Origin of the sequence: Desulfitobacterium sp. LBE, from assembly GCF_007830365.1 — a bacterium.
GTDB lineage: Bacteria > Bacillota > Desulfitobacteriia > Desulfitobacteriales > Desulfitobacteriaceae > Desulfitobacterium > Desulfitobacterium hafniense.
Genome location: NZ_VLKD01000001.1, coordinates 3,694,510 through 3,707,300, shown reverse-complemented (window position 1 = coordinate 3,707,300; position 12,791 = coordinate 3,694,510). Strand labels below are relative to the sequence as shown.

The 12,791-nt window shown below is 50.0% G+C and carries 10 protein-coding genes; 3 read left to right on the top strand and 7 right to left on the bottom strand.

Going from position 1 to position 12,791, the window contains the following annotated elements; translation table 11 throughout:
- The first annotated feature begins 14 nt into the window (after positions 1-14).
- The 3 genes from DESLBE_RS17665 (at position 15) to DESLBE_RS17655 (ending at position 2,166) form a co-directional block, all read left to right on the top strand.
- Complete coding sequence (locus DESLBE_RS17665; protein ID WP_348981654.1) at positions 15-992, top strand: FAD-dependent oxidoreductase; 978 nt, start codon at positions 15-17, stop codon at positions 990-992.
- A 15-nt stretch (positions 993-1,007) separates the two neighbouring features.
- Positions 1,008-1,325, top strand: coding sequence for a thioredoxin domain-containing protein (locus DESLBE_RS17660; protein WP_144677730.1), 318 nt, complete (start codon positions 1,008-1,010; stop codon positions 1,323-1,325).
- Between the two features lie 193 nt (positions 1,326-1,518).
- Positions 1,519-2,166 (top strand): Crp/Fnr family transcriptional regulator, encoded by a 648-nt coding sequence (locus DESLBE_RS17655; protein ID WP_144677729.1) that lies wholly within the window; start codon positions 1,519-1,521, stop codon positions 2,164-2,166.
- 104 nt (positions 2,167-2,270) lie between these two features.
- Here DESLBE_RS17655 and DESLBE_RS17650 read toward each other — a convergent pair whose 3' ends face one another.
- The 7 genes from DESLBE_RS17650 to DESLBE_RS17620 form a co-directional block, all read right to left on the bottom strand.
- Positions 2,271-3,725: a sigma-54 dependent transcriptional regulator gene (locus DESLBE_RS17650; protein ID WP_144677728.1), complete on the bottom strand. Its 1,455-nt coding sequence runs from the start codon at positions 3,723-3,725 to the stop codon at positions 2,271-2,273.
- Positions 3,722-5,917, bottom strand: coding sequence for a PAS domain-containing sensor histidine kinase (locus DESLBE_RS17645; protein WP_144678672.1), 2,196 nt, complete (start codon positions 5,915-5,917; stop codon positions 3,722-3,724). The genes DESLBE_RS17650 and DESLBE_RS17645 overlap by 4 nt, the downstream gene beginning before the upstream one ends.
- Positions 5,910-6,914: an ABC transporter substrate-binding protein gene (locus DESLBE_RS17640; protein ID WP_243131337.1), complete on the bottom strand. Its 1,005-nt coding sequence runs from the start codon at positions 6,912-6,914 to the stop codon at positions 5,910-5,912. The genes DESLBE_RS17645 and DESLBE_RS17640 overlap by 8 nt, the downstream gene beginning before the upstream one ends.
- Positions 6,915-7,041: 127 nt before the next feature.
- Positions 7,042-8,244 carry an NrfD/PsrC family molybdoenzyme membrane anchor subunit gene (nrfD, locus tag DESLBE_RS17635; protein WP_144677726.1) on the bottom strand — a complete coding sequence of 401 codons (1,203 nt, stop codon included), beginning with the start codon at positions 8,242-8,244 and terminating at the stop codon, positions 7,042-7,044.
- A 1-nt stretch (position 8,245) separates the two neighbouring features.
- On the bottom strand, positions 8,246-8,851 hold the full coding sequence (gene dsrO / locus DESLBE_RS17630) for a sulfate reduction electron transfer complex DsrMKJOP subunit DsrO (RefSeq protein WP_144677725.1): 606 nt from the start codon (positions 8,849-8,851) through the stop codon (positions 8,246-8,248).
- On the bottom strand, positions 8,848-9,564 hold the full coding sequence (locus DESLBE_RS17625; protein WP_144677724.1) for a molecular chaperone TorD family protein: 717 nt from the start codon (positions 9,562-9,564) through the stop codon (positions 8,848-8,850). The genes dsrO and DESLBE_RS17625 overlap by 4 nt, the downstream gene beginning before the upstream one ends.
- 104 nt (positions 9,565-9,668) lie before the next feature.
- On the bottom strand, positions 9,669-12,764 hold the full coding sequence (locus DESLBE_RS17620; RefSeq protein WP_144677723.1) for a tetrathionate reductase subunit A: 3,096 nt from the start codon (positions 12,762-12,764) through the stop codon (positions 9,669-9,671).
- Positions 12,765-12,791: the final 27 nt, after the last annotated feature.

The following is a 12,791-nucleotide window of genomic DNA, read 5'->3' as shown; positions in this document are numbered from 1 at the left end:
TGTACTTAACTTCCTTGTCCTTGAGATTCTATCTTCAAGGCAATCAACGCCGAATTTTTGAGGAGGAAACAGAAATGACACACTATGATGTGGCTATTATTGGAGCCGGTCCCGCAGGTATGACTGCCGCCATCTACGCGGCAAGGGCTAATCTCCATGTTCTCATGCTAGATAAGTTAGCTCCAGGGGGACAAATCATCAATACCTATGAAATTCAGAATTACACCGGCATGGGAACCATTCAAGGCGCTGATTTGGCTATTATGATGTTCGAGCATACTCAGGAATTGGGCGTCGAGTTTGATTATTGTACCGTCACAGAGATCCAAACGGAAGAAGAGCTCAAAAAACTTATTTGCCAAGAAGGGTGCGTTTATTACGCAAAATCCGTCATTATCGCCACAGGAACAAAGCCAAGAATGCTGGGAATTCCCGGAGAGTTGGATTTTGCCGGTTCGAAAATCAGCTGGTGCGCTATTTGCGATGGCGCACATTATCGGGATAAGGAAGTCATCGTCATCGGTGGTGGAAATTCCGCTGTAGAAGAAGCCATCTTCTTAGCCGGTCTGGCTAAAAAAGTCACTATCGTAACCTTATTGAATCTTACCGCCGATCCGTTAGCCTGTGATAAATTACGGCAACTGCCTAACGTAGAAGTATTCGAATACTACGATATCAAGAATTTCTTTAATCCTGGGGGAGGGTTGGGACTCAATGCCGTCTCCACCAAAACCGGCGAGAGCATCACGGTGTTGGCGGACGGGGCCTTTGAGTATATTGGGCTGCAGCCCACCACAGAGTCTTTCAAGAACCTTGGCATCCTCAACTCTCAGGGCTATATTGAAACGGACGCTTCCATGACCACCCAGGCAAAGGGGGTTTTCGGTGCAGGAGACGTTATCTGTAAGAATCTCAGACAAGTGATCACCGCCTGTAATGATGGTGCCATAGCGGCTCAATCTGCAGCAAAGTATCTTGAAACGATTAAATAAAAGGAGAATGATTAAATGGCCGTTACCGTAAGAGAATCCGATGGAACTGAATTAGAAGAACTGCTTAATAAAAAGACGGGAAAAGTGCTCGTGGATTTCTACTCCTCTACTTGTGGACCTTGCAAAATGCTGGGGTATGTCCTCAATGATGTTGCCAAAGATGTCCATGATATAGAGATCCTGAAGCTCGACTTTGATCTTAACCAAGAAGTCGTTAAGAAGTATGGTGTGGAAGGGTATCCTACTCTTATTCTTTTTAACCAAGGACAAGAAACCCAACGCCTAAAAGGCTTGCAGCAAAAACCTTTGCTTATAAACATGATTAATAGTTGATCCTAGTAAGGCTATGCCTCCAATTCAATTGGGGGCATCCCATCACAGCTGATATAAGGATCCTGTATAGATCTCATACTTTGAAGCTAATTTCACATAAAATTATCCTGTGGTATACTGCAATTAGAGGCTTTAAATTTTTTTCGCAAGAAATATCACTCCGTGCCTAAGCATTTCAAGGAGGGTCTCAAATATGCTGAAATTATCTGAACTTCCTTTGAAAACCTATTGCGAATTTAATAAAGGTGAGTACATTATTCATCAGAATGAAAAGATTAACTATGTCTATAAAATAGTCTCCGGGGTTTGTTATCGCACCGATACTTCGGTTAAAGGCTCGGAAATCGTTTATGGCATAAAGAGTTCTGCCAGCATCGGTTTGGAATCGGTCCTTGGCTCTTTAATCTTGTTTGCCGGCAGAATCAGTACCTGCAATTTCGTAGCTCATACTAAATGTTGCTGCTATAAAATACCTTGTGACGATTTTTATAATTACGTTGTAAGCCATCAAGAGCTCTGTGTGGAGATGATTCAACTGGCCATGAAAGAGCATCGGGCTGTGAATGAACGATTTCGTGCTAAAAGCTATGGCAATACCTTTGGCCAGCTCTGCAAACTTCTGCTCGATCATTCAGTAATCATCGATGGAGAACGGGTGGTTGCCAGCTTTAACAATAAATTGATTGGCCAATATCTGGGAATTCACTCGGTTACAGTGTCTAAGATTTTAAAATATCTTAAAGCTGATGAAACGATTGTTAAGAGAAAAAAAGGGTTGGTTATTCTCGACGAACATAAACTGAACAGCTATGCTAACATCGATAGAGTCGTCTACTGGTAATGGAGAGGCTCTTCTCCCCTTTCTGTCATGTTTAAGATAAAGGCCTATGGATCATTAATAATTTTGAGACAAGGAGCTCTTCCTTGTCTCATTTTATATCCAGGTCAGCTGTACTCCTCCATTTTCCGATAAAGATTCCGGACACTGATGCCAAGCAGCCTGGCTGCCCGCGCTTTATTTCCATCCACTTTTTTCATGGTGGCAAGGATATAATCCTTCTCTATCTCCGCTAAAGTGAGGTATCCCGCTAAGACATCACCTTGATTTTCCTGTTCTGCCTGTTCTGCCTGTTCTCCCTGTCTTTCAGTTTTGATGGCTTTTTCATCCATTTCAGCAGCTCTTTCCTCGTCCGGCAAGGGAAGTTCTGTTTGAATGCTCCCTCGCCCTTCCCCATGCTCCGGCCAAAGATCCCTAATGCGAATCAATGGGCCTTCGGCTAAAATCATCCCCCGCTCAATGAGATGGGCCAACTCCCGAACATTGCCGGGGAAATCATAGGCCAGCAAAGCCTCCTGTGTCTCGGGGGCTAAATGAATTGTTCGGCTGTGTCCCCTTTGCCCTGTCCTGAGGAAATGCTCCGCCAGCTGGAGAATATCCCCCTTCCGTTCCCTTAAGGGTGGGATATGCAGGACCATGCCGGTCAGGCGGTAGTAGAGGTCCTTGCGAAAGCGCCCGGCCTCCACCTCCTCCGGGAGATTGCGGTTGGTGGCGGTGACAATACGGACGTTGACCCGCCTTAAGCGGTTATCTCCTACCCGCCGAAACTCTCCGGTCTCCATAAAGCGCAGAAGCTTAACCTGTAGATTTAAGGGCATCTCCCCGATTTCATCCAGGAAGAGGGTGCCTTGGTCAGCCATTTCCACCAATCCCAGTTTAACCGCATTGGCTCCTGTAAAGGCTCCCTTCTCATGACCAAAGAGTTCACTTTCCATCAACGTCTCATGAACCGCTCCGGCGTTTAAGGGAATATAGGCCTGGCTGCTGCGGGGGCTCCAAACATGGAGTGCCCTGGCAAACAACTCCTTCCCTGTCCCGCTCTCCCCTTGCAAAAGAACAGGAGTATCCGTCTGAGCGATCTTGCGGGTCATTTCTTTAAGGGATCGCATTTTCTCACTATCACCAATAATCGGGAGTTGGGCGTTTTGCCGGTGAACCACTTGCCGCAGTCCCGTATTCTCCACCAGGAGCTTTCTCTGCTCCAGAGCTTTCTGCAGCGTAATCTCCAATTCGGAGAGATTGCAGGGCTTCGTCAAGTAATCATAAGCACCTGCCTTCATAGCTTCAATGGCTGATTCCAAAGTGCCATGGCCGGTGAGCATAATCACCTGAAGATCCGGCTGACGCTTCTTCATTGCCTGCAAGAGCTGAAGTCCATCTCCGTCAGGCAGGCGAATATCCAAAAGAACTGCCTCAAAAATAGTTTCCCGGAGCAAGGCCATCCCTTCCTGAGCCGTCGCCGCCTCCATAATCTCGTATCCCCGCCGCCCTAAACGCTGGGCGAGAATCGAACGCAAATCCTCTTCATCGTCTAAGATCAAGACACGTTGATGAACATTCATGGCCTACCCCCCCTTCCCTGAAAGGGAAGATTAATGCGAACGGTTGTCCCTTTCCCCTCGGTACTCTCAATAAACAGCTTACCCTGCATTTTTTGCACGATACCATAGCTGACAAAAAGCCCCAGACCCGTGCCCTGACCCGGAGGTTTGGTGGTAAAGAAGGGATCAAACACCTTCTTAAGGTACTGGGCTGAAATCCCCTGCCCTTGGTCTTCCACCTCAATTTGTATTTCATCCCCTTTATCTATAGGCAAGGCCTCCGCCGAGGCAAAAGGTCTCTTAACCCGTTGAGCCCGCACGATGACCTGACTGCCTTCTGCAGAGGCATCGATAGCATTGGTTAGGATATTGAGCACCACCTGCTGCCATTCGTTTTCATCACCCTCCACCCAGAGACCGGGGTCACTTTCTTTGATGAGGACCATTTTCTTTTGTTTAAGACGATAGGCCAAGAGAGCTGCCGTCTGCTCAATGGCATTATTGGCATCCATCCTGTCCGGACCATGCCTGCCCGGCCGGGCATAGCCCAGAAGCCTGCCGGTCACCTGTTTGCAGCGCTCAATCTGTTTGGCGATGATACTCAGGATACCTTGAATCTCAGCCTTGCCGGGCAGTTCCCCTTCCTCCTGGAGCCGATCCAGCAAATCCTCATTGTGGGCGGAAAGAATGGCCAGGGGATTGTTGATTTCATGAGCCACCCCGGAGGCTAACAGCCCAACGGTCGCCATTTTCTCTGTCTGAATGACCCGGGCCTCCATCTCTACCTGCTGGGTCACATCTTCCAGAAGCAGCAAATAAGCGGCATTCTCCGGGTTTCCGGAGCTGAGCCGGTAATAGGAATGGCGCAGATAACGTTTGTCTCCCTGTACTTCCAACGCCAGTACCCTGCCGTTTTCTTCAAAGGAAGATTCCGGCCCTTCCCCGCGCAGCAGTTCTTCACAGGCCAGCTTCTTAAAGTTTTTATTCTCTGAGCCAAACCACTGGGCAAATAGGGAATTCCACCAGATAAGCCGTTTTTCCTGATCCAAAAGAGCCATCCCTGCCCCAATCCCATGGACTACCGTTTCCAACAGCTCCTGCTCAGCCTGCAGATTAGCCGTCTTATCGGCAAGCCGGCGCAGAAGATTATTAAAGGCTTGCACCAGCCGGCCAATTTCATCATCACTTTCCTGAGTCACTTCGGCCTGTAGATCCTCCGTAGCAATAATCCTCCGAACTCCCGCTTCCAAATTCTCTATGGGTTGAGTCAGTTTCAGACCAAAATAGATGCTAATCAAGGTCACCCCCAGAATAATAACCAGCATCATTCCCATCACCCGCAAGGCAAAGCGGGCAATGGGCTCATAAGCTTCCTGCACCGGCTGCTCAATAAATACTCCCCAAGGGGGACTGCCTACAGGCGCATACAGTCCAAGGACTGGAGTATCATCGGTATTGGGATACTCATTCTCGGCAAGGCTGGGGGGCTTCCCAGCCAAGAAATTGCGGACGCTGGGGTTTCGGGTCATATCCTCTTGACTCAGCACCCGGCTGAAATCGGAATGGCCAATGAGCTTTCCTTTCCCATCCGTAAGATAGATGATGCCCTCCTGCCCAATTTGGATACTGGTAAATTTATTGAAAAGAGCCTTAAGGTCCGTCTTCGCCTGGAGGTAGCCCAGATTCCTGCGGGTCTGGGGATCGATGATATTCACCGTCAAATACACTTGGGGCCGGCCATCCACAGAGAAAAAAACTTCACTGAGGGAATAGCTTTCCGTAGCAGAGAAATCCAGGCAGGGAAGAGTTTCCCCCGCTTGCACCGGATAGTCCACTTCCCGTCGGGAAACCTTGCCGAGAACCTGAACCTGAGGGTCAGCCACCTGCAAACTCTCCAGATAGGGTATCCCGCGCAGCATCGTTCCCAGTACGGTTTCTCTGGCCAGTGGGTCCGCCCCCACCAATTCCAAAGCGTTGGTGGAAGTCACCTGGATTAAGCTATCGGTATTATTCTGGATAAAATCCTGAATCTGTCCGGCTAAAAGGGCAGCCCGCTCGGAATTTTGTTTCTGAATACTTTCTTCCAGATAAGCCTGGGCTGCCGTAAAACTGGCCAAACCCAAAATGAGCAAAGGCACCGCCGACATCAGTACTCCAAAAACCAAAACCCGGGCTTTAATCCTCATCCACCAGGGAAATCTTTTCTCACTCATCATCAATCACCTCATCGGCAAGACTTAATACTGCCTGAGAGGGAGTGATTCCCAACTGTTCGGCTGTTTGGAGATTGACGGAGAAAATAATCCGGTCCGGTGTCTCCACAGGAATCTTCCCGGGGTTTTGCCCCTGGAGAATTTTATAAACCATATTGGCGGACTGGGTGCCCTGGTTCCAATTGGACATACCGTAAGAGGCCAGACAACCGGCCATAGTATCCTGGGGATAAACCCCAAAGACGGGAATCTTAAAAGCTAAAGCATATTGTACAATTTCCTCGGTATGGCTTTCCAGGAAGAATCCGGGCAAAAGAACGATGCCTTCTTCCTCAGCCTCTTGAATTTTGCGAAAAACCTCTTGTATTTCTTGGACGTCGGTTAGGGTATAGGTACTCAGCTCAATGCCCATTTTCTGAGAGGCCTGATACAGACCCGCTTGGGTTTGTTCGAAAAAAGGAACGCGTGTATCTCCCAGGATGGCTACTTTTTTAATCTCCGGCAGCAGGCGGTGCAATAACTCAAAGCGCTTAGGCGTCAGCTCGTAATGATAATTATTTAAGCCTGTTAAATGATTGCCCGGGCGAAGGGTGTCTTCCACCAAGCCAATCACACTAGGGGAAAGTGTCCCCATGAATACTATCGGCGGGGGCGATTCCAGCGCTGAGGTGAGCTCTTTGAGACTTAGGGCCTCGACCGCTCCCGAGGCCACCAGGATATCGGGCTTTTCCAGCAACAACTTTTTCCCTAATTCGGTAAGGTCAGTGAGATCGCTCTCCCCATTTTCGATATGAAAAACAATGTTCTCCCCTTCGATCAAGCCCATTTCCCTGAGCCTGGCCTTCAACCCGTCCACCTTGACCAGTCTTAAATCATTAGCGACCAGGACTCCGACTTTATACGGCTGCTTTGGTGTCGGGGAGAGTCCGCTCAAGTGACCGTAAAGGAGAAAGGCTATGACCATAGCACTACAAAGCAAGGCGATCATTTTTTTCATTGGCATTCTCCCTTTCCTTTGCCCATTCATTGTCCCGGCTCTTTGCTGATATACATCTCTTTTAGTCTATCAAGAGGTGTCAAAATAAGCAAAAGGAACTGTAAGATTACAGTCCCTTGATCTATCTTCAGTTTGAGCGGACTGAAACCCCACTGGAAGGAGGAAGATGGTGTTCGACTGAGGTTCTTTCCTTTTCGGGCTCTATGCCATAAACCGGTAAAAACTTAAAGGCCAGATAGAGAATCACCACTTCGAGGACTGCAAAGCAGCCTAAAAACATTAGATGTCTGGGTTCAACATGATAAGGGTTAAGAGCATTCCCGCTTAAAGGAATCTGCTGTCCGCCTACTACGAAATTGATCCGCATGGCGATAACCCCCAGCAGTGTCAATAGGGAGGCCAGGGATATGAGCCCCAGGGATTTCCGGGTCTTGGACCAGAAGGTGATGACGAAGGGGATGACAAGACCCAAGCCAATCTCGACGCCCAGGAACATGGTGCTGTGGCTGCCCCTAAGCAGCATCTCGGCGGCGGCATAGCCTGCGGCATTGCCGAAGTAGAGGATAATAAAGTTAATTGCCATGAGTACCCCATCCACCACAATAAACCACATCATCAGGCGGGCAATATCCTGAAGAACAGCTTTGCGCCGGGGGGTAAGTGCCCTTTCCGGGGAGAAATAGCGTTGGGTCAGGATCAGGATGAGGATCAGCAGTCCTGTACCTGAAACCATGGCGGACATGAGGAAGATAAGGGGCATAAGTCCCGTATGCCAAAGGGCTCTGGCCTGCATATTGGCAAGAATAAACCCTGTGTAGCCATGGACAGAGAGGGCCAGGGGTACTCCCAAAGTTCCCAAACCCTTAATCCATTTTTGGTCTCTGGCCAGGGCGTCTGGGGAGAGATCCTTTTTGCCGAAGGTTAAAAAGGAATAGAGAGCTTGGCGAAAGCCCGTTAGTTTTTGGGCACCCAGGGCAAAGTCCTTGCGCATCATAAACCAGAGATAAAAAATACAGGTCAGGGGATAGAGGGTAAGCAGGAAGGTGCCATAGGAAATGGCAGAGGTGGGATTCAAGCGGAAGAACAGGGTATAAAAGCGGGCGGGCTGCTCCAAATCAGCGATAAGATGCAAGGGGGCAACGGCCAGCAGGGCAATGGCCATGACCACCCCGGCCTTAGCGATGGGCTTATATTTTTGGATGCCGAAAACTGTTCCCAGGCTGGAAAGGACGAAGGAGCCTGCACTGAGTCCTGTGTAGAAGAAATAGATGGAAATCAAATAACCCAGCTGAACCGGATGTTCTACATTGGCTAAATAGGTTATTTCCATTTTATTTCCCCCCCTTCTCTAAATCTGTATAGTCCGCTCCCAGCACAGCCTGGTCGGCACCAATGTAGTAGATCATCGGTTGGGTATTCATCTCCGGCTTGAGAACCTGCACAGGGTTGTTGGCTATCAGTCGGGAAACGAGACTGTTGGGATCATGCAGATCCCCAAAAATTCGGGCTCCTCCTACACAGGTGGTAACACAGGCCGGCAGCAGTCCCATTTGTACTCTGTGATAGCAGAAGGTGCATTTCTCCGCCGTTCTGCGCACCGGGTTAACAAAGCGGGCATCATAAGGACAGGCCGCCATACAGTATTTACAGCCAATACAGCGGTCATAATCGATCAGAATAGTGCCGTCTTCCGTCCGGTAAGTGGCCCGGACAGGGCAGGCCGACTCACAGGGGGCATTATCACAATGGTTGCATAAGCGGGGCAAGCGATGACGGGACACTTGCGGATAGGTCCCCTTTTCCATTTCCTTGACCCAAGTACGGTATTTTCCATCCGGCACATGGTTCTCGATTTTGCAGGAAACAGTGCAGGCGTTGCAGCCCACACATTTTCGCAAGTCGATGACCATGCCGTAACGAATCGATTGTTCAGTCACGATTGCCACTCCTCTCGTTCGATGTTTTCATTGCTGGTGCTTTCCGGTATCGGAGATCCGGTTAGGATCCTCGCTTCTTCCCGGCAGAATTCTGCGGCCAGCCCTGCGAAATAAGTGTAGAAACCTGTGGGATCGGCTCCGGCCAGCTCTTCTCTGAGCTGAGGCAGCCACTGATTCAAATGTTCTTCCAACAAGACCTTTTGCCAATGATGAAGAGCTTCCAGGTCTTTCTTTGCTTTTTGCCAACCCTCTTCGGTTTGACAAAGATAGGCAAGGGCGGCAAGCTCAAAACCAATCTGGTCGGGAATATTCATTTCTTTAAGGGGTTGAAAGATCGTCATTTTTTCCGGCTCAAAGCCGATTTGTTGATAAATATGACTAATCTGCAGGGTAGAATCCCCCCAAAATCCTCCGAACTTGGTCTTCCCGCCTTTCTGCCGCCGGGCTCCGCGAATAGCTGCTTCAAAAGGGGGCACAAAGCGTCCCGAGACAGGAACGAAGAAAAGATCATAATAAGTTTGCTGCAATTCCTCCAGCTCAGGATCCCCTTCCTCTATCTCTCTCAGCAGCTCCTCCAGCCAGGACTCCTCCAGATCGGCAGCCCATTTCTTTAAAACCCTAAACTGCTCCCAGGTGGGTTCATTAAGGAAAATACTTGCCAGCAGTTCATAGCCTAAAGCCCGCTCCCGGGCACTTCCTTCAATTTCAGGCATGTTTATCCCCCCTTTTGGTGTTGTCATAGTCAACTCCCCTGCCGGGCCGCAGAATCAGCAGAGGATGAAACCTGTTATCCAGCTCAGGCAGCTTATGAGGGTTTTTAGAGCTTAACGATTTTTGCCTTAACTGTGTTGCGATCGGTTGAGCCGCCTACCAGATCCACCAGAGGGTGAGGGGTCTTTAAGCTGATATCCCGCAAAGCGAGGCGATTGAGGAGAATTCCTTTGCCATCCCTGGCGTCCCCGGCACGCTTTTTGCCCTCAACTTCAAAGCCCTGGTCCCCGGATTGGCCCCAATGTCCGTAACCGTATTCGATGCCGATGGAGCCTTTGCCCACTCCCCGGCGGACCTTGGCAATACCCTCCACTTCCCCGGTGGGAGTAATCAGCTTGACCTTATCCCCTGTCGCAATGCCCATGGCTGAAGCATCCTCAAGGTTCATTTCGATGTGGTTGGTATCCTGCATACCCTTGAGCAGAGGGACGTTGTCCAGGCAGGCACCGGTGCGATAGCGGGGCTTATAGGATACGGCGATAAAGGGCCATTCCTGGCTGGGATAGACCTCATCCACGGTTCTTCCGTCGGCGAAAGTAGGGGGAATCCAGCAGGCAGTCCCGGGATTGTATCGGCCGGTCATGCAGTTGATGCTGGTGCCCAGTTTTTGATTGTAGATATTGACGATTTTGCCGAATTTATTGGTCAGGTTATCCCCGTCATAGTTCTTCACATAATCCTCGAAACGTCCCCCCCGGGCCAGCAGATAATAGACTTTTTGCCACTCTTCCGGGGAAAGGCTGGCTTTTACATCCTTCAGATCCTCTGCCAAGCCGGAGAGGGCTAATTCCTCCGCCGCAATATCGGCAATGGGAGTTTCATCAAAAGCGATATTGGCCATGGCCTTTAAGAAGTAATCCGCTGCCGAGTTCAAAGGGGTGGGCTTTCCTTCCGCGTCTAAAATGCCTTTCTCCCCATAGCCGGGAAGATTCAGGCGTTTGGCAATCTCAATCAGATAGGCTTCCATGGAATAGGGGTGCCCTTCTTTGGTCTTGGGGACCAGAGGATCAATGATGGGACGGCGGGCCCCATGGGCCTTGCTTAAGACCAGATTCCAGATGATCGGCACTCCCCAGCTTTCATAGAAGGTGGTATCGGGAATAATATAGTCTGCATATTGGGTGGAGTCCCCCATCATAATGTCAATGGAAATAATCAAGGGGAGCTTTTCCGGATCCTTAAGAAAATCCTCCACATCCTTCTGGAACAGCCCCGGAGTGGCATAGAGAGGATTGGCCATCCACATCATGAGGATTTTGGCGGTGTAGGGATAGCCGGCCATCATGGAAGGAATCACATGACCCTCCAAACTATCGGCTAAGGGACTCCAGGGTAAGGTAGCGGGATAGGGATTTTCTCCTTTGGCTTTTCTGGCCTTGTATTCCGGAGTCTCTTCATAGGCTTTTCCTTCCCGGCTGATTTTGACCCCTTTGGGCTTGACTCCTCCGGGGACCTTGGCAAAATCATAGCGTTTGCCCGCATCATCGGCGATATAGCCGCCGCCGCTCTTGGTTGAGCCGCCTTTTTTATTGATATTGCCATTTAAAGCATTAAGGGTCGCCACAGCCAGGGAGCCATAAAAACCGTTGGAGTGCATGGACACTCCGCCGTGATGATCCGTAGCTGCTTTGGTCCCATGACTGAAATATTCCTTAGCCAGGCTGATGAGCCGTTCCTGGCTTAAGCCTGACTCTTGGGCATATTCCTCATAGGTATAGGAAGTGGCTTCATCCCTGAGAATCTGCAGGGAACTCTTCACAGTAACCATGGCATCGCCAAGGGCGATTTTACCGGTGTAGAAGAGGGTGCCATTCTCTGCAGCTTTACAGAGAGTAGGCTCCCCGGACTTTTGATCGATAACCACATAATTGGGATTGGTCTCATCGGCCTTTTCGGCCAGGCCAATCTGTTCTCCCAGGAGAAATTTCCCGTAGTCGGCATGTCCTTCTTCCTGAATGACCAGGTAGGTGGCATTGGTCCAGGAGGGGAACTTCTTTTTCTGAGCCGCTTCCTTGCTGGGGGATAGCAAATAGTTTTCATTGTACTTTTCATTCTCAATGGCCCAACGAACCATAGCCATAGCCAGGGCGCCATCTCCCCCCGGACGAATGGGTACCCAGGAGGATTCCTCCGCCTTCGGCGAGTTGTACATGCCGTTTTGGAGCACGGGATCGACGATGACCGCTTTCATGCCGTTTTCAGCCTGGGCTAAAGCCGATTTCCGGGCCATAGGCTGAAAGGGAGCTCCAGCCTGACCCGGTGCATTGCCAAAGAACATAATAAACTCCGCTCCCATATAATCGGCCTTCATATGGGGTTTTTTATCCCAGGTATCCAGGAAGGCCAGATAGGCAACCCGGCGGCTGATTCCGCAGATACCGCCATGGCCGAAATGATTGGGGGAACCATAGGAGTTATTGACAAAACGCTTCGCGAAAGGTGTCCGTCCGTCATCCCGGCCACCGATGAAGACAAATTGGTTGGCCTTTACACCCCAGCCCGGCTGCTCAGGATAGATGGGGGTGTCTAAGTCACGAACCTGCCGCAGACCTTCAATGGTTTGACTTTCTCCCAGCTCGGAAAAAAGCTGGCCCCCTTCGATGGTTTCTTCTAAAGCCTGCTCCCAGGTGATGGGCTGCCATTTCCCTTCGCCCCGTTTACCTGCCCGCTTAAGAGGAGTGAGGATACGGTTGGGCTCATAGACCATTTGGAAAGCGGAGTTCCCTCTTTGGCAGACCGTGGCCCTTTGGGTGTGGCCATTCTCCTGGTACTGACCTAAGGAAAGGTAGGACTCCTTCAGCGGAGTGTCAAAGGGGAGGTGCGGTTCGGCACAGCTGGGGTGGTAAGGATTACCGACTACGCGCAGGATCTTGCCGCTTTTTTTATCCACTTTCACCCGATTGCCGCAATTGCTCCAACAGCCCAGGCAGACACTGTTCTTTAAAGCAACGTCCTGATTGAGAATGATTTCCCCGGTGGCCTTATCGATTTTCATTTCTACCGGCAGGGCATCCCCATCATAAGGTGTAGGATTGGTGATGGCTTCGCCGGCGATGACCCGGGGAATTTTTTCTATTCCTAAGCCAATGGCTGTAACACTCCCGACGGCGGCCATGGATTTAATGAAATCACGCCTTTTCATGTTTTTAGCTCCTTTCTGTTCCTTCAG